This window comes from Streptomyces sp. NBC_00878, from assembly GCF_026341515.1.
GTDB lineage: Bacteria > Actinomycetota > Actinomycetes > Streptomycetales > Streptomycetaceae > Streptomyces.
Genome location: NZ_JAPEOK010000001.1, coordinates 8,537,284 through 8,554,767, shown reverse-complemented (window position 1 = coordinate 8,554,767; position 17,484 = coordinate 8,537,284). Strand labels below are relative to the sequence as shown.

The window sequence follows — 17,484 nt, the reverse complement described above, 5'->3', positions numbered from 1 at the left end:
GGCACGCCAAACCCGAAAGAGGAGCCCAGCCGGTCGGGCGGCGCCGAGCGGGCCCATCTGCACCCGCACGAGGAGCAGTGATGCCGGACAACCGGCCTGCCGTACAACCGGATCACGAGCAGGTCGAACATCCGTCGGCTCTCCTGGGCGCTGGACTGCGAACCGCAGCGTTTTTAGTGGTTTCCCTAGTTTTCGTTGCCCATCGTTGACACCGCTGAGGGAGATCACCCAAACTAAAATTCAATATCCCATTGAACTTCTGAATTACTCTGGATTCCGGGTCGTGCAAGCCTGGGTTCCACCCACTGACGAGTCTTCGGCAGTCCAATTCGCGAACGACATGTGCTTTACAGCGCGCGACTGGAGGAGAACCGCAATGAGCGCCCGCGTTTGAGATCAAGGGTTTCAAACCGCTGTTCTCCGGTCGGCCATACCGTCGTGACCGGCGAATTCCATTCTTTCCGATCCGGACTGTTTCGCCGTTACCGCCGATCCGAATGAACGCGAAATCAAGTCCGAGTGCGGTCACGCTCTCGCACCAGTTCCTGCGCCGTCACTGAGAGGAAGCCATCCGTGACCACCTTGCCCGACGTCGTACGGTCCGCCACAAGCACGGTCGCGCACGAACTCACCACAGATAACCTGCTCAAGCTCGCCAGTCGAGAGATCGCTGCGATCCACGTGCGCGGCTATTACCCGGCCGAGGTCGCGGCCAAGGTCGCCGAAAAGGCAATCAATCACCAAGAACTCGGCCATTATCACAAGCAGCACACCAGCAGTGTCGGTCGTGTCCACATGCCCCACATTGATACCAAGTGGGACAAGGAGCTGACGAATAAATACCACGAGCAGGCGCTCTCCGCGATCGAAGACGTCCGCTCGATGTTCCATCCCTACATCGCGCCGGTGGACCGCATCCGACTGGACCTGCAGGAGCTGTGGCCGGCAGGAGCCAACCTGCTGCGCCTGCGAGACCGGGCCTGCTTCGTCGGTGCCCTCCGGGTCTTCCAGCCGAACACTTCGGAGTTCTGGCCGCACAGCGACTCGATCGACTGGGAGACCGACGCCCCCGAGATCGATGGCGTGCTCAACCAACTCGTTGCCAATATCTTTTTGCAGTCCGCGGACGAGGGCGGCGACCTCCAGCTCTGGCTGCGCGAGCCGTCTCCGGAAGAGAAGAAGACGATCCTCGATGTCGAGGGCCTGGAGCCGGACTCCATCGAGAAGCCAATTCTTCAGATCCACCCGGAAGCCGGGGACCTCATCCTCATGAGCCCCCGTCAGCTACACGCGGTGACGCCGGCCAAGGACCGACACCGGGTCGGAGCCAGCGCCTTCATCCTCACCAAGGGCCCGCAGGAACCGCTCCTGTTCTGGAGCTGACGCCCCACCACCGGCCGCTCGGCCACGCGTCGACACCCAGAGGACGAGAAGTAGATGCTCCCGGCTCAGATCCAAGCGCACGCGAGGGCTCACCCGAACCGGACGGCCGTTGCCGTGGGTCACGATCGTCTGACCTACGCACAGCTCGACTTCTGGGTCTCACGACTGGCCCGCCGGCTGCGCCACCAAGGCATCGGCCGCGGGCATCTCGTCGGCGTCCACCTGGACCGTACGCCCGCGGCTGTCGCCGCGCTCCTGGCCGCGCTCTCCGCCGGTGCCGCGTACACCGTGATCGACCCGTCCGATCCGGTCTCCGAGGGGGCGGGCCGCCTGGCCGCGGCCCGCCCCGACCTCGTACTCGGTGCGGCACCGTACGTCGACGAACTGCGTCGGCACGGGCTCAACGTCATCGACGTACAGGAAGACACCGGCGAGCCCCTCGATGGGGACGTGACCACCCTCGCAGCACAGGACACCGACACCGCGTACGTGCTGCACACTTCCGGCTCGACCGGCGTGCCCAAGGGCGTCATGGTCACGCACGCCAACATCCGGCACTACACCGAGTCCCTGCTGGAGCGGCTCGACATCACCGTGCCGCTCCAGTACGCCCACATCACCACGCTCGCTGCCGATCTCGGGAACACCTGCGTCTTCCTCGCCCTGTGGACCGGCGGCACACTGCATCTGGTCGACGACGCCACACGGCGCGACCCGGCAGGGCTGCTCCGCTATCTGTGCGCCGAGGGGATCGACGTCATCAAGACCACGCCCTCGCACTGGAGCGTCCTGTCCGAGGCATACGGGCTCGACGGCGCCACCCGGCCGATCCTCCGCCACCTGCTGCTCGGCGGCGAGCTCCTGCCCCTGCCGCTGGCCCGCAGAGTCATCGCCTCCGGCATCACCGACACACTGGTCAACCACTACGGCCCGACCGAGACGACGGTCGGCGTCTCCGTCCACCTCCTGACCTCCGAGACCGACCTCGACGCCCTGGGCGACGCGGTATCGGTACCGATAGGCCGCCCGCTCGGTGCCAACCGGCTCTTCGTCCGCACGCCGGACGGCGCCTTCCACGAGCGCGACGCGACCGGCGAGCTGTACGTGGTCGGACCTTCGGTAGCACTCGGCTACCGAGACGCCCCGGAAGCCACGGCGGCGGCGTTCACCGAGGACGTGGCCGCGCGACACCCCGGTCTCGGCGTGGCCTACCGCACCGGCGACCGGGTCCGGGCCGACGCCCAGGGTGTGCTGGAATTCCTCGGCCGCGGCGACCGGCAGGTCAAGGTACGCGGCCACCGCGTCGAACTCGGCCACGTCGAAGCGGAGTTACGCCGGATGCCCGGCGTCACCGACGCCCTCGCGATGGTGCTGCCCGACGAGCAGGGCCGACTGGTCGCCGTGGTCAGCGCGGCATCCGGTACGCGTGACCGATCGGCCGCGCTCCGAGCCCGAGCCCGGGAAGTGCTGCCGTCGTACATGGTCCCGGACCGCATCGAAGTCCTCGAAGCCTTCCCACGGACCGGGAACGGCAAGACCGACCACGCGGCGCTGCGTCAGCTGGTCGAGGAGAGCACAACCGAGCGCAGAAGCCCCCGCTCCTCCGAAGATCCGTTGCTGGACGAGGTGTTGACGGCTTGGCGGCGCCAACTCGGTCACGACGACTTCACCCCGTACGACGACTTCTCGTCGGTCGGCGGCAACTCCATTGATGCCATCCAGGTGATCGCGGACCTCCAGTCCCGCGGCCATCGGGTATCCGCTGCGACTTTTCTGGCCGAACCCACAGCGGCCGCCCTTGCCACCCGGCTCCGAGCGGGCGCCATGGCCGAGGACCCCGAAACCACGGACCGCCCGGCGGTCCCGGTTCTGGCCGAGGACACCGCGCTGTCACCCGCCCAGGAATGGTTCTTCCGGCAGCACTTCCCCCAGCCCGACCAGTGGAACCAAGCGGTGCTGCTGGACGCCGACCCTCCCGTCCGCCCGAAGATCATGGCCGCCGCGGTGGCCGACGTGGTCCGCCTGCACCCTTTGCTCCGCACCGCCTTCCGCCCCGGACCCAAGGGCGTCCGCCGCGTGCTCACCGAGCCCGGCACGCCCTTCACCAGCTCCACCCTGCCGACCGCGGCCGACAAGGCCGAACGGCACATCGAGGAGACCGCCGCCGCCTGCCAGCAGCGGATCCGGGTCGAGGACGGCGCCCTGCTACAGGCCCACCTGTTCCTCGGCACCGAACGCAGTCACCTCCTCCTGGTGTCCCATCACCTGTGCATGGACGCCGTCTCCTGGCGCATCGTCACCAACGACCTGGCCCGCTGCTACGCCGAACGGCTGCGCGGCGCAGACCCGTCGCTCGCTCCCGCGCCCACCGACTTCGGCGACTGGGCCACCCACCTGCGCATCCAGGCCCCTGCCCTGGCCGATGACCTCCAGCACTGGGACGACATCACCACCTCGCCCACAGCCCCTGCCATCGACGACAACCGCGAGGCCGACGCCGAGACGGTCTGGTTCCGCCTGTCCCGCACCCAGACCGACGCGCTGAATCGCACTGGGCTGCCCCCTCACGCTGTCCTGCTCGGTGCCTTCGCTCAGGCACTGGCCACAGCGCGCGCCACAGACGAGGTCGTGGTGGACGTCGAGAGCCATGGACGACTCCCATTCGACGAGGACCTGGACGTCTCCCGTGTGGTGGGCTGGTTCACCTCCACCTTTCCCGTCAGCATCGCGTCCGTCGCCGACGACATGACGGCCACGATCAAGGCCGCTGAGGCCGCACTGGCAGATGTGCCCCGCCTCGGCGTTGCCTACGGGCTCCACGGTCGGCCACAGCGCACCGACGTGTGCTTCAACTACCTGGGCACGCTCGCCTTCCCGCAGGACGACGAGCTTCGGCTGTCGCCCTCACGACACCGGCAGGGCCCGGTCCGAGGACCCGAGAACGACCGCGGCTACGCCCTCAAGCTCACCGCGCGCCTCCACGACGGCCATGTGACCGCCGACCTGTCCTACCCCTCACACCTGAACGACTCCGGACAGCTGACCGGCCTGGCGCGCGACACCCGAGCGCACCTGCTGGAGGCGGCCGGACTCCCGCCGGAGGAAGGGCAGTTCGTGGTGGAGCCCGGCTCCACCACGGGTCTGCTCGTCCAAGTCCCGCGTACGCTGCGCTTCGAACCGCCGGCCGACAGCGGCCTCGGACGCACCGGCGTTCGCGAGTACGGCACCGTGCTCCTCACGGGGGCCACCGGCTTCATCGGCGCCCACCTCCTGCACCTGCTGCTCACCCGCACCAGCGGCACGATCTACTGCCTGGTCCGTGACCGCGACGGCTGCCCGGCCGCCGAGCGCCTGCGCGAGACGCTCACCTGGTACCTCCCCGACGGCGACTTCGACCGCTACGCCGACCGACTCACCGTGCTGGCCGGTGATCTGGCCGAGCCCGCGTTCGGCCTGCCCGACCGGGACTACGCACGGCTGGTCCGCGAGGTCGAGGCCGTCTTCCACCTCGCCGCCGACACCCGTCTGTTCGGCGACCGCGACAGCTTCACCCGCCTCAACACCGACCCGGTGCGCGCAGTCGTGGCTCTCGCCTCCAACGGCCGGCCGAAGGACCTGCACTACGTGTCCACTCTCGCGGTCTGCGGCGCCGGGCCGGAGGGCGAGCCGGCGGTCTTCTCCGAGGAAACCCTCAACATCGGCCAGAGCTTCCTCAACGAGTACGAGCGCAGCAAGTACGAAGCAGAGCGCATCGTCCACGAGTTCACCGCGGCCGGCGGCACAGGTTTCATCTACCGGTCGGGGAACGTCACCGGCCACTCGGTCACCGGCCGCTTCCAGCGCAACGGCGGCGACAGCCGGCTGGTCCAACTCCTGCGCGCCGCAGTCCAGATCGGCCGTGTACCCAGCGTCGACGCGCGGACGGTCGCACTCAGCCCGGTGGATGTGGTGGCCGAAGGCATCCTGCAGATCTCCCGGAGCGAAAGGGTGTCCGGCGGAACCTTCCACGTCGACACGCTCCACGAAGTGCCCTACGCGGACCTGTTCGGCGCCCTGTGCGACCTCGGGTTCGACCTGGAGCCCGACGAGGCCGCCGACTTCGCGCCGTTGTTCGCGGACCACCTGGCAGACGGCGACGAACAGATCGCTCTGGCCCACTTCTGGGCGAGCCGCCCGGAGCGCAACGTCCGCTACGACCACAGCCGCACCCATCGGCTGCTCACCCGCCTGGACGTGTCGTTCCCCGCACCGGACCGCAGTTGGCTGCACGCCTGGTTGACCGGCGTGATCGACCAGGGCGAGCTGCCGCTCCGCCCTCTCCATGAGCCGGCCGATCGATGAAGGACAGGGACTCGACATGACAGACCGACGCATCGCAGTCGTGACCGGGGCCTCGTCGGGGATAGGGCGGGCCGTCGTCCGCGACCTCGCCCAGCGGGGAGCCCACGTGGTGGCCGCCGGGCGGCGCGCCGAACAACTGAAGGAACTGGCGGCAGAGGTGGCCACGGCGCCCGGCCGGACCGTCCCGGTGGAAGGCGACATCACCCAGGCGGGCCACACCGAGGAACTGTTGGCCACGGCCGAGCGCGAGTGGGGCCCTGCCGACGTGTTCGTCGCCGCCGCCGGGCAGGGCCTGCCCGGCACCGTACTGAGCTCCGACCCGGAGCGCTGGGAACAACTGGTAGAGGTCAACTACCTCGCCATGCTGCGCCAACTCCGCGTGGTGGCTGCCGAATTTCGCAAGCGAGCGGAGGCCGACGACGGCGCGCGAGCGCGCGACATCGTGGTCATCGGCTCGACCGTCGGCCGGCAGGTGTCGGCAGCCAATCCGGTCTACGGCTCGACCAAGTTCGCGGTGCACTCCCTGGTGGAGGCGCTGCGACAGGAGGTGTGCCGGCACAACATCCGGGTGACGCTCATCGAACCGGGCTTCGTTCGCTCCGGGTTCCAGGAGGCTGCCGGCTACGACACGGCGTGGTTCGAGGCGATCGCCGAGGAGAACGGGCCGTTGTTGGTCCCGGAAGACGTCGCCGAGGTCATCGGGTACGTGATCGGACGCCCGATACACGTCCACCTCGACGACATTCGCCTACGCCCCACACGCCAGCGCCCCTGACCGGCCGGCAGGCCCGTCAGCCGGCCGGCTACGCGCCCAGGCCGTACGCGCCGTGGCCTTCGGCTACGGGCGCCGCCACGCCCTCACGATCGCCCAATCCCGCACGGCCCGAGAACGAGCCGGCGAAGTGGAGTTCCGATGTCCTCGAATGAGAATTACGCCCGCCGGGTGCTTGAGGCGTTGGCAGCCGCCCCCGACCGGATTGCCCTCTGGCGGGAGGGGGAGGTGCTCACCGCAGGCCAGTTCTCGAGGGCGGTTCTCACGGCGGCGGAAGTCCTGCGTCGCCATTTCACGGAACACCGAGCTCCCACCACACACGACAAGGACCCGGTTGTGGCGGTGCTGACCGTCACCAACAGCCCGGCGACCATCATCTTCCGCTACGCGGCCAACCTCGCCGGGGCCACGCTGGTCCACCTGCACTCCACGAACGCGGTGGATCCCACAGACCAACTGGCCGCCGCCGGACGGCAGAAGATCCTCCGCAGGACCGGGGCGACCTTCCTCGCCGTCGACAAAGAGAACCTGGACGCGGCCCGCGAGCTGTGCGACCGACTGCCTGAGCCACCGCGCCTCGCCGCGCTCGGCACCCTCGGCCCCGATGTCCTGGACCTCTCGTCGGGCGACCCGGACGCCTTCGACCTCGACACCGTGGATGCCGACCCCGAACAGCCGGCCGTGGTGATCTGCACCAGCGGAACCAGCGGCAGCCCCAAGGCCGTCGCAATGCCCTACCGCGTCCGCAGCCGCCACCTCGAGGTCGGCCTCAAGATGGGCTTCAAGTCCACGCAACCCCTCGTGTACCTGTCGACCCTGCCGGTGAGCAACTCCAGCGGCTCCGTCGTCGACCTCGCGCTCGCCTCCGGCGGAACGGTCGTCCTGCACGACGGTTTCGAGGCGGGCGACGTGCTACGAGCCGTCGAACAGCACCGCGTCTCCACGCTGGCGATCACCCCACCGCAGCTGTACATGCTGGTCGACCACCCCCACCTCGCCACCACCGACCGGTCCAGCCTCACGAACATCACCTACGTCGGCTCCCCGGCGTCACCCGCCCGACTGGCCGAGGCGCTCGACGTATTCGGCCCGGTACTGCTCGGCCTCTACGGGACGACGGAGACCAGCCCCATCGGCGTCCTCACCCCGCCGGACCACTTCGACCCGGAACTCCGCCGGACCGTCGGACGCCCGGCCGCGGAGGTACGCATCCGCGACCTCGACGACGACCACGACCTCCCACCCGGCGGGATCGGCGAGGTGTGCGTGCGAAGCCCGTCCACCATGCTCGGCTACTGGGGCGAACCGGAACTGACTGCCGCGACCATCCGCGACGGCTGGGTACACACCGGCGACCTCGGCTCCATCGACGCCAACGGCTTTCTGCGCCTCCACGGCCGCATGGGCGAGGTGATCAAGACCAACGGCATCAAGGTCCGTCCCACGGACGTGGAGAACGCCCTACTGACCCATCCCGAGGTCGCCCAGGCCGCGGTGTACTGCGTGATCGACGACGACCAGGTGGAGCACATCCACGCCGCCGTCGTGGCGCGACCGGGCGGCACCGCCGACGCCGGCACGCTGATCGGTCACGTGGCAGCCGAGCTGACCCCGAAGCACGTACCGGCCGTGGTGACGTTCCACGACGCGCTGCCCCTCACGGGCGCCGGCAAGCCGGACAAGCAGACGCTGGCCGCACGGTACAGCGGCACGACATGCCCTTCGCCGGAGTAGAGCTGGGGGTGCTGCTGCTGCGACAGTACGAGCGCGACCTGGCAGCCTCGGCATTCCGCCCCGAAGACGAGCTTTTGTTCCGCCCGACATCGGCGGGAAAGCGCTGTGGCGGTCCGAAGACCAAATGAGGAAGGCCGCTGCCAAGGCAGTCGTTTTCGCACCCTGACCCAAGCGCCAAAGGTCCCGTTGGCTACACGGCAGAGCCAATCTTGTCCACGATGCCGACCTTGCCCTCCGCCCGGGCACAATGCGCGCCGCAGTACCAGTGACCTTCCACCTCGACACCCTGGCCGATGATCTGCACCCGGCAGTGCTCACAAATGGGCGCCATACGGTGGATCGCACAAGCGAACGAATCGAAAACGTGACGTGCCCCATCGCGGGTCTCGACAGTGAACGCCAGCTCGTAGTCATTTCCACACACTTCACAACGTGTCACAAGCCACATCGTCAAGGGCGGGGCGGGCACTCGCAAGCTGACATCGCTACGCCGACCAGGGGTTACCCCTGGTCGGCGTAGCGATGTCACTGATCGGCAGACCATTCGCCCGCACCCGTGTCCCACCTTTCGCAGCACACAACCCCGCCGGATCAGATCCAGCGGAGCGGAATCAACCAACAACGTCCAGCACCCCGGGCAGCGGGCTCTCGACGGCTGTGCCCCGCCAGCCCTCACCGAGCACGGCCGCCATCCACCGCATGGCGCCCATCTGCGAACACTGCCGGGTCCAGATCATCGGCCAGGGGGTCGAGGTCGAGGGCCACTGGTACTGCGGGGGCCACTGCGCCCGCGCTGAGGGGAGGGCGGGGATCGTCGACAAGGTCTGAGCCACCCCTCCCGCCGGCACCCCATGACCGAGTTGTACGGTCGTGGGGTGTACCGCTTCCTGTTGTCCCGGCAGTGGGTGATCCTCACCCTCATCATGCTCGCGCTCATCCCGACGATGATCGAGCTGGGCTTCTGGCAGCTGCACCGCCACGAGCACAAGGTCGCGCTGAACAAGGTGATCTCCGACTCGCTGTCCGCGAAGCCGGTCCCCGCCGAGTCGCTCACCGCGCCGGGCCGGGCGGTCGAGCGCGACGAGCTGTACCGCCGGGTGACCGCGAAGGGCACCTTCGACACCGCGGACGAGGTCGTCGTCCGCCGCCGCACCAACTCCGACGAAGAGGTCGGCTTCCACGTACTGACCCCGTTCGTCCTGGACGACGGCAAGGTCCTCATGGTCAACCGCGGCTGGATCCCCGCGGACGGGGCGCAGACCGAGTTCCCGAAGATCCCGGCGCCCGCGAAGGGCGAGACCACCGTCACGGGCCGGCTGATGGCCGACGAGACGACCGCCGACAGCGGCATCAAGGACATCCGCGGCCTCCCCGACCGCATGGTCATGCTGATCAACAGCGAACAGCGGGCGAAGGCACTCGGCAAGCAGGTCCTCGGCGGCTACATCGAGCTGACCGCGCCGGAGCCGGAGGGCGACACCCCCGAACTGATCGCGGAGCCCGACCACAGCGGCATCGGCCCCCACATGGCCTACGCGATCCAATGGTGGCTCTTCGCCGCGGGCGTCCCCGTGGGCTGGGTGATCCTGGTCCGCCGCGAACGCCGCGACCAGGCGGAGGCGGCAGCCGCGGAAACCGCGCCGGAGGCGGAGCCGGCCACCGTCTGAGCGAGGAGCGGGGCCCGCCCTTTCAGGGGCGCGGGGAACCGCGCGCCCAGCCACAACGGACCCGCACCCAACAGGACGCCCCATCCAGCGAAGCGAACCCGCGGAGCGACTGGTCGGGGTTGATCGCCCGATTCGCCGGGAACCTGGCACACGTGCACCCATCCATCGAGGACTACGCCCTCATCGGCGACCACCAGACCGCCGCCCTGGTCGGCCGGGACGGATCGATCGACTGGCTCTGTCTGCCACGGTTCGACTCGGCGGCCTGTTTCGCGAAACTGCTCGGGGACGAGGAGAACGGCCACTGGCGGATCGCGCCGAAGGGAGCGAAAGGAGCGACGGGTACAGACGTCTGCACCCGTCGGGCCTACCGGCCCGACTCCCTCGTGCTCGACACCGAGTGGGAGACCGAGGACGGCACGGTACGCGTCACGGACCTGATGCCGCAGCGCGACCGCGCCCCCGACGTCGTACGGATCGTCGAAGGCCTCAAGGGCCGGGTGACCATGCGCAGCACACTGCGCCTGCGCTTCGACTACGGCTCGATCGTGCCGTGGATGCGCAGGTCGGACGGCCACCGGGTGGCCGTCGCGGGCCCGGACTCGGTGTGGCTGCGCAGCGAGCCCGGCGTACGCACCTGGGGAAAGGACTTCGGTACGTACGCGGAGTTCGAGATCGCGGAGGGCGAGCAGGTCGCCTTCGTACTGACCTGGCACCCGTCGCACGAACCGCGTCCCCCGCGTGTCGACCCGTGGGAGGCGCTGGCCGCGAGTCTCGACGACTGGCAGGCGTGGGCGGCCCGCTGCCGCTACGACGGACCGCACCGGGACGCCGTCGTCCGCTCCCTGATCACCCTCAAGGCCCTCACCTACGCGCCGAGCGGCGGCATCGTCGCAGCACCCACGACATCGCTCCCCGAGGAGATCGGCGGCGTACGCAACTGGGACTACCGCTACTGCTGGCTGCGCGACTCCACGCTCACCCTGGGCGCGCTGCTCGCGTGCGGCTACCAGGAGGAGGCGAAGGCGTGGCGCGACTGGTTGCTGCGCGCGGTCGCGGGCGACCCGGCGGACCTGCAGATCATGTACGGGCTGGCGGGCGAGCGGCGGATCCCCGAGTACGAGCTGGCGTGGCTGTCCGGTTTCCGCAGCTCGGCGCCGGTCCGGATCGGCAACGACGCCGTACGGCAGCTCCAGCTCGACGTGTACGGCGAGGTGATCGACTCGCTCACGCTCGCCCATGAGGCGGGCCTGCCCGCCGAGCCGCACGTGTGGCGGCTGCACCTGACACTCATGGACTTCCTGTGGTCGGCGTGGCGCGGGCCGGACGAGGGGCTGTGGGAAGTCCGGGGCCCGCGCCGCCACTTCGTGCACTCGAAGGTGATGGCGTGGGTGGCCGCCGACCGCACGGTCCGCGCGCTGGAGGAGAACCCCGGGCTGCGCGGCGACGTGGACCGCTGGCGCGCGATGCGCGACGAGGTGCACCGCGAGGTGTGCGAGCGCGGCTACGACCCGGAGCGCAACACGTTCACGCAGTCGTACGGCTCCCGCGAACTGGACGCCGCGCTCCTGCTCATCCCCCGCCTCGGCTTCCTCCCGCCGGACGACCCGCGCGTGGTCGGCACGGTCGACGCGGTCCGGGCGGAGCTCACGCGGGACGGCCTGGTGCGCCGGTACGACTCGGACCCGAAGGCCATCGACGGTCTGCCGGGCAGCGAGGGCTCGTTCCTCGTCTGCTCGTTCTGGCTCGCGGACGCGCTGCACCTGACGGGCCGTACGGAGGAGGCCCTCGACCTGTTCGAGCACCTTGTCGCGCTCCGCAACGACGTGGGGCTGCTGGCCGAGGAGTACGACGCCGTGGCCGGTCACCAACTCGGCAACTTCCCGCAGGCCTTCAGCCACATCGGTCTGGTGGGCACGGCCCTCGCCCTGTTCGGCGGCGAGGCGGAGGGAAGGAGAAAGGGAGGGGGGAGGTAGAGGGAAGGCAGGTAGGGGGGAGGATGAGGGGTCCGATGAGGAGGGGGCAGGATAGAGGCCATGGATCTTGGACTGAAGGACCGCGTCTACGTCGTCACCGGAGCAACGCGCGGACTGGGCCACGCCTCCGCGCGTGAGCTCGTCGGCGACGGCGCGAAGGTGATCATCACGGGACGCGACGAGAAGACGGTGGCCGAGGCCGCGACGGCGCTCGGCCCGAACGCGCACGGCGTGACCGTGAACAACTCCGACCCGACGGCCCCGGAGAGCCTGATCGCGGCTGCGCGCGAGCGCTTCGTCGGTTTCGACGGCATCCTGATCAGCGTCGGCGGCCCGCCGCCCGGGTTCGTCGCCGACAACACGGACGAGCAGTGGCAGTCGGCGTTCGAGTCCGTCTTCCTGGGTGCCGTCCGGCTGGCCCGCGCGGCCGCCGCGGAACTGGGCGAGGGCGGCGTCATCGGCTTCGTGCTCTCCGGTTCGGTGCACGAGCCGATCCCGGGCCTGACCATCTCCAACGGCCTGCGCCCGGGCCTCGCGGGCTTCGCCAAGTCGCTCTCCGACGAACTCGGCCCGCGCGGCATCCGCGTGGTGGGCGTGCTGCCGGCCCGCATCGACACGGATCGCGTCCGCGAGCTCGACGGGTACGCGCCGGACCCGGAGGCCGCGCGGGCGGCCAACGAGGCACGGATTCCGCTGCGGCGGTACGGGACGCCGGAGGAGTTCGGCCGGACGGCCGCGTTCCTGTTGTCTCCGGCCGCGTCCTATCTGACGGGGATCATGGTGCCTGTGGATGGTGGGGCTCGGAGCGGGTTCTGAACGGCGGGGTTGTTGTGCGGCTGCGGGTGCGTGGGGGCTGGTCGCGCCCCCGATGGGTCCCCCCGCTCGAGCGAAGCCGAGAGTGGGGGAGGAGCCGCACAATGTCACAGCCCCGCGCCCCTAAGAGACAAGGGGCGTGCCCCAGCGCCCTAGTTGACCCTCTCCGCGCCGTGCTTGACCCCTCGCAGCCGTACCTCCGCCGGGAGTGCTGCCAGGCCCGCCGAGTCCCTCGCGTGGGCCAGGGCCTCCGTCGTCAGGCGGTGCAGGGCGTCCCCGGGGTCGGCGTGCGGCTCCAGCAGCAACTGGACCCGCGCCTCGGGGACGCTGCGCCGCCCGGTGAGCGCCACCTGTGCCCCCTGGACCCCGTCCAACTCGCCCGCCTCACCGGCCAGTACGCCTTCCAGAGCCCGCCCCCGCAGCAGCGCGCCCTCGCCGTCGCCGGTGTCGACGAGCACCTCGGCGAGGCGGCGCCGCCGCAGTACCGCCGTGAGCCACCACAGGGCGAGCAGCACGACCACGGCGAGTACGGCGATGACGGTGGGCCACCACCAGCCGTCGTCCCGCCACCGCGTCCGGTCCGCGTCGCTCAGCAGTACGTCGTGCCGCCCGTCGTGGATCCACCACGAGGGCGGGTTCGCGCCGAGGCCGACGGCCAGCACGGAGCCGCCGAACGCGACGAGAAGCAGGCCCGCGAGGCCCAGCAGCACCCGGTTCACGATTCTCAGCACCTGGCTCATCCCTTCCGGCCCGGCCGCGCGACATGCACCGACAGCGCGGGCCGCCGGGCAAGCCCGAGCCCCCTGATGCCGTCGGCGAGCGTGGCGTCCAGATCGGCTCGTACGTCGTCGAGTTCACGGAAGTGCGACACCGCGCGCACGTCGACCTTCGTACGCCCCACGCGGACCCGCACCGACCGTACGCCGGACACCTCCATGGCCCGGTCGCGCAGCACCATGGCGGCCGCGCCCCGGTGGAGACCCGCCCGTACGTCGGCGTGGGCGCGTCGCATCGGCAGCACGTCCCGCAGGCCCGGTGTCGCGGCGAGCACGAGCAGCCAGAGGCCGAGGGCCGTCGCGACCCCGGCGCCGACGAGGACCCAGGTGTCGTCGAGGGGCCGCTCGGCGAGCTCGCGGGCCAGTGACCTGCGCCAGTGCATGGCGGGCCGGTCGGCGCGGACGGCTGCGACGTCGTACAGCAGGAGGCCCGCGCCGAGCACGATCAGCAGCGCGAGGATGCCCGCGGGGATGCGACGGGCCGACCAGTAGCGCCTCTCACCGTCGTCGGCTTCCTCGAGGACGGGCAGGGGTTTGTAGTCCGCCGCCGAGGCGGACTGGCCCAGTTCGTTCTCGACCGCCTTCTCGATGACGGGCAGGTGCTGAGTGGTCTCGGAGCCGTGGGACTCGCTCATTGCGTTCTCCCCTGTGCCGCGCCGCTCGTCTGCGCCGAGTGCAGCCGTTCGACCTGAACGGCGACCTCGGGCACTTCCATCCCCGCCAACGCCTCTACCCGCTGCACGACTTGGTGACGCACGGCAGCACACTGGCGTCCGATGTCGGAGGGGTAGTCGAGTTCGAGGCTGACCCGGACGCGGGCGGTTTCATGGTGGACGATCACCGTGGCGTGCGGACGCTCGGCGCCGGACGGCAACAGGTCGAGAGCCTCGCGCGCCGCCTGCGCGGCGATCTTCGCGACGACCCGGTCGGCGATCCGGAGGCCACCGCGCTCGGCCGGGACGACGGCCCGCCCGGGGCTGCCGGGCCGGAAGACCGCACGGGACCCGGCGGACTCACCGGTCTCCCCGACGACGGCAGGCTCACCGGACGCACCGGCCACACCCGACACACTCGACACGCGCGTCACCGACGCCGGTCGTCGCGCGTGCCGCGGGTGCGGAAGAAGTCACCGGGGTCCAGGTCCCCTTCGAAGAACCGGCCCACGACGAAGCCGATGGCGCCCAGCGCCGCCACCAGGAGGAAGGCACCGAACCCGCCGAAGTACCCGGCGAAGCCCAGCGCCATTCCGGCGATCATGCCGATCACGGCCAAGCTCATGGTGCACTCCTCAGCAGGTCACACTGATAGGCGTTACTCAGGTCACACTGGTAGGCGTTACTGGAGCCGGGTCTCCGGTTCCTCGTCCTCTTCTTCCGGCAGTTTGACGTCACTGACCGCGATGTTGACCTCGACGACCTCGAGCCCCGTCATCCGCTCCACGGCCGCGATGACGTTCTCCCGTACATCACGGGCGACGTCGGCGATGGACACGCCGTAGTCGACGACGATCTCCAGGTCGAGTGCGGTCTGTACCTCGCCGACCTCGGCCTTCACCCCGCGCGTGACGGACTTCGAACCGCCGCCGGGCACCCGGTCGCGCACCGCGCCGAAGGTCCGCGAGATACCGCTGCCCATCGCGTGCACGCCGACGACATCCCGGGCGGCGAGCCCGGCGATCTTCTCGACCACACCGTCGGCGATGGTGGTACGCCCCCGGCCGGCCGGGTCTCCACCGCCACGCTTGGTCACACTGGTCTTCCTGAGTTGCTGCGAGTCCGGCTGTTCGACCTCGGGGGTCTCCGGCCGCTTCCGCTGAGTCGTGTCGCTCATCGCCGTACATCCCTTTCGGTAGGCCCCTTCGCCCACACTAAGTCGGGTTCCCCACTCTCGCGCCGGGATGCGGCAGGCTGGAGGAATGACGGCGGACCGATGGACCCAGGCGGTACGGCATCAGCTCGGCCTGGGCAGACTGCTGCCCCTCGGCGGCCCGGGCGACGGCGCATGGATCACGGAGGCGGCGGCCGCGTCGGTACTACGCCGCGCGGCCCATAACGTGCAGGGAGTACGCCTCGACGCCCTGCGCCTGTCCCTCGCCGCCCCGGACAGCGCCCCCGAGCCGGTCGTACCACCGCCCCCGAGCGGACTGCCTCCGGGCCCACTGCGCATCACGGCGGATTTCGCGGCCACACCCGCCGAACCTCTCCCGGCGACCGCCGCCCGCCTACGGACGGCTCTCACGTCAGCCGCGACCGACCGACTGGGCCTGAAGGTCACGGACGTAGACCTGCGGGTGACGGGCCTGTTGGAGGAGGCTCCGGGCACAACGAACGAGGACGAGACCGACGGGCGCCCTGGGGACCCGCAGCCACGGCTGGACACCGACGAGTCCCGCGTGGCCACCGCCGCACGGTCCGTCCCCGGCGTCACCCGACTGGCCGCAGTCCACATCACATCCCGCTCGGGCACCGCGTCCCTCCCTCGCCGCCATGTCCGCGTGGAGTTCGAGACGGGGGCGTCCGCACGCACGCTGGACGTGGCGAGAGAAGTCCGCACGAGAGTCACCGAGGCACTGCCGGATCACCCATCGGTGGCAGCACTGGTGACGGCGGTACGACCGGGTTTTTAGGGGCGCAGGGCTGTGACATTGTGCGGCTCCTCCCCCACTCTCGGCTTCGCTCGGGCGGGGGGACCCCATCGGGGGCGCGACCAGCCCCCACGCACCCGCACACGACACACGACCTCAGTCACCCACCCCCGCGAGATCCCGAAACCGCCGCCCCTGAGCGGCCCGCTCGGCAACACGCTGATCCTCATAGGTACGATCCACGGCCCCCTGCAACAAGGCCTTGGTCTCGATCAGCGCATCCCGGGGCGCGGCCAACAGCGCCCCGGCAAGATCACGCGCGGCACCGTCGAGCTGGTCAACAGGCACCGCGATATTCGCGAGCCCGCTCCGCTGTGCCTCCTCGGCCAGCACGAACCGCCCTGTCGCGCAGATCTCCAACGCGCGCGCATACCCGACGAGCCCCACCAGCGGATGCGTACCCGTCAGATCGGGCACGATCCCGAGGCTGGTCTCGCGCATGGCAAACTGCACGTCGTCCGCGACGACGCGCAGGTCACAGGCGAGCGCGAGCTGGAAGCCCGCCCCGATGGCATGCCCTTGCACGACGGCGATGGACACGATGTCGCTCCGCCGCCACCAGGTGAAACCCTCCTGGTATCCGGCGATGGTCGCGTCGAGTTCGGCGTCGGAACGGCGCGCGAGTTCGGTGAAGGACGGCTCGCCGTCGAAGCCCTCGGGCGTGAACGCCTGCCGGTCGAGCCCCGCGGAGAAGGATTTGCCTTCTGCGCGCAGCAGGACGACACGGACGGTGCCCGGCAGCAACTGCCCCGCCTCGACCAGTGCCCGCCACAGAGCGGGGCTCTGCGCGTTGCGCTTGGCCGGGTTGGTCAGTGTCACCGTGGCGATCGCGTCGTCGACGGTGAGCCGTACGCCGTCCTTGTCGAGCAGCGGGTCGAACGAAGCCATGGGGGCACCTCCGATGTGTGCGGTCAGAGAGGGTGCCGTACAAGCACACCCTTAAGTGACTGCACAGTAACCACCCGGGCGGTCAATCGACCGACCGGGTGGCCACCATCGGAGAACGAGGAGCCGCCCGGCGTCAGGCCGACGCGGCCTTTTTGCCCCGCGTCGCTCCGCCACGCCCACGGAGCGTGACGCCCGACTCACTGAGCATCCGGTGTACGAAGCCATACGAGCGGCCGGTCTCCTCGGCCAGTGCCCGGATGCTCGCACCGGAGTCGTACTTCTTCTTCAGGTCTGCCGCGAGCTTGTCGCGCGCGGCGCCGGTTACCCGGCTGCCCTTCTTCAGAGTCTCGGCCACCCGTGCCTCCTCATGGGAAGTGCGCTCTGGACTTCTCATGATCACCCCTCAAGAGCTTCCTGGCCACCCATTCGGCAAGGTCCGTGCGAAAGGCTTTGGACCGTGGACGCCCGTCACCATGAGCGGAATCAGTAA

17 protein-coding genes are annotated in these 17,484 nt (G+C 69.8%); 9 read left to right on the top strand and 8 right to left on the bottom strand.

Translation table 11 applies throughout. From position 1 onward, the window contains the following. Window positions 1-573 precede the first annotated feature (573 nt). The 4 genes from OHA11_RS37110 (at window position 574) to OHA11_RS37095 (ending at window position 8,230) form a co-directional block, all read left to right on the top strand. Window positions 574-1,383, top strand: coding sequence for a 2OG-Fe(II) oxygenase (locus tag OHA11_RS37110; protein ID WP_266503781.1), 810 nt, complete (start codon window positions 574-576; stop codon window positions 1,381-1,383). A 54-nt stretch (window positions 1,384-1,437) separates the two neighbouring features. After that, window positions 1,438-5,724, top strand: a complete 4,287-nt coding sequence (locus tag OHA11_RS37105; protein ID WP_266503778.1) for an amino acid adenylation domain-containing protein — start codon at window positions 1,438-1,440, stop codon at window positions 5,722-5,724. A gap of 16 nt (window positions 5,725-5,740) precedes the next feature. Then, window positions 5,741-6,499 carry an SDR family oxidoreductase gene (locus OHA11_RS37100; protein WP_266503775.1) on the top strand — a complete coding sequence of 253 codons (759 nt, stop codon included), beginning with the start codon at window positions 5,741-5,743 and terminating at the stop codon, window positions 6,497-6,499. Between the two features lie 138 nt (window positions 6,500-6,637). Continuing rightward, complete coding sequence (locus OHA11_RS37095) at window positions 6,638-8,230, top strand: class I adenylate-forming enzyme family protein (RefSeq protein WP_266503773.1); 1,593 nt, start codon at window positions 6,638-6,640, stop codon at window positions 8,228-8,230. 190 nt (window positions 8,231-8,420) lie between these two features. On the opposite strand, the gene OHA11_RS37090 is transcribed toward OHA11_RS37095, so the two are convergent. Continuing rightward, a complete protein-coding gene (locus OHA11_RS37090) occupies window positions 8,421-8,669 on the bottom strand; it encodes a hypothetical protein (RefSeq protein ID WP_266507708.1) in 249 nt (82 codons plus the stop codon). A 260-nt stretch (window positions 8,670-8,929) separates the two neighbouring features. Between OHA11_RS37090 and OHA11_RS37085 the strand changes: the two genes are divergently transcribed. The 4 genes from OHA11_RS37085 (at window position 8,930) to OHA11_RS37070 (ending at window position 12,689) form a co-directional block, all read left to right on the top strand. Then, window positions 8,930-9,058, top strand: coding sequence for a hypothetical protein (locus OHA11_RS37085; protein WP_266507896.1), 129 nt, complete (start codon window positions 8,930-8,932; stop codon window positions 9,056-9,058). Window positions 9,059-9,105: 47 nt separating this feature from the next. Continuing rightward, the gene (locus tag OHA11_RS37080) at window positions 9,106-9,897 is read left to right on the top strand and encodes an SURF1 family protein (RefSeq protein WP_266503770.1); all 792 of its coding nucleotides are present in this window, start codon (window positions 9,106-9,108) and stop codon (window positions 9,895-9,897) included. A 152-nt stretch (window positions 9,898-10,049) separates the two neighbouring features. After that, the gene (locus tag OHA11_RS37075) at window positions 10,050-11,873 is read left to right on the top strand and encodes a glycoside hydrolase family 15 protein (protein WP_266503767.1); all 1,824 of its coding nucleotides are present in this window, start codon (window positions 10,050-10,052) and stop codon (window positions 11,871-11,873) included. A 60-nt stretch (window positions 11,874-11,933) separates the two neighbouring features. Next, the gene (locus tag OHA11_RS37070; protein WP_266503765.1) at window positions 11,934-12,689 is read left to right on the top strand and encodes an SDR family oxidoreductase; all 756 of its coding nucleotides are present in this window, start codon (window positions 11,934-11,936) and stop codon (window positions 12,687-12,689) included. A 149-nt stretch (window positions 12,690-12,838) separates the two neighbouring features. Here the strand turns inward: OHA11_RS37070 and amaP are convergent, their stop codons facing one another. The 5 genes from amaP to OHA11_RS37045 all read right to left on the bottom strand — a co-directional run bounded on the left by amaP (window position 12,839) and on the right by OHA11_RS37045 (window position 15,292). Further along, entirely contained in the window at window positions 12,839-13,426 is a 588-nt protein-coding gene (amaP, locus tag OHA11_RS37065; protein WP_266503762.1) for an alkaline shock response membrane anchor protein AmaP, read from the bottom strand. Next, on the bottom strand, window positions 13,423-14,097 hold the full coding sequence (locus OHA11_RS37060; protein WP_266503759.1) for a DUF6286 domain-containing protein: 675 nt from the start codon (window positions 14,095-14,097) through the stop codon (window positions 13,423-13,425). The genes amaP and OHA11_RS37060 overlap by 4 nt, the downstream gene beginning before the upstream one ends. Beyond that, window positions 14,094-14,396, bottom strand: coding sequence for a hypothetical protein (locus OHA11_RS37055; protein ID WP_266507706.1), 303 nt, complete (start codon window positions 14,394-14,396; stop codon window positions 14,094-14,096). The genes OHA11_RS37060 and OHA11_RS37055 overlap by 4 nt, the downstream gene beginning before the upstream one ends. A gap of 149 nt (window positions 14,397-14,545) precedes the next feature. Next, window positions 14,546-14,740, bottom strand: a complete 195-nt coding sequence (locus OHA11_RS37050; RefSeq protein WP_189840591.1) for a hypothetical protein — start codon at window positions 14,738-14,740, stop codon at window positions 14,546-14,548. A gap of 57 nt (window positions 14,741-14,797) precedes the next feature. After that, complete coding sequence (locus tag OHA11_RS37045; RefSeq protein WP_266503756.1) at window positions 14,798-15,292, bottom strand: Asp23/Gls24 family envelope stress response protein; 495 nt, start codon at window positions 15,290-15,292, stop codon at window positions 14,798-14,800. An 85-nt stretch (window positions 15,293-15,377) separates the two neighbouring features. Here OHA11_RS37045 and OHA11_RS37040 point away from each other — a divergent pair, with 85 nt between their 5' ends. After that, a complete protein-coding gene (locus OHA11_RS37040) occupies window positions 15,378-16,088 on the top strand; it encodes a nucleopolyhedrovirus P10 family protein (protein WP_266503753.1) in 711 nt (236 codons plus the stop codon). A 114-nt stretch (window positions 16,089-16,202) separates the two neighbouring features. On the opposite strand, the gene OHA11_RS37035 is transcribed toward OHA11_RS37040, so the two are convergent. Both OHA11_RS37035 and OHA11_RS37030 read right to left on the bottom strand, forming a co-directional pair. Beyond that, entirely contained in the window at window positions 16,203-16,994 is a 792-nt protein-coding gene (locus tag OHA11_RS37035) for an enoyl-CoA hydratase/isomerase family protein (RefSeq protein WP_266503751.1), read from the bottom strand. Window positions 16,995-17,127: 133 nt separating this feature from the next. Then, the gene (locus tag OHA11_RS37030) at window positions 17,128-17,349 is read right to left on the bottom strand and encodes a helix-turn-helix domain-containing protein (protein WP_006123601.1); all 222 of its coding nucleotides are present in this window, start codon (window positions 17,347-17,349) and stop codon (window positions 17,128-17,130) included. Window positions 17,350-17,484 lie beyond the last annotated feature (135 nt).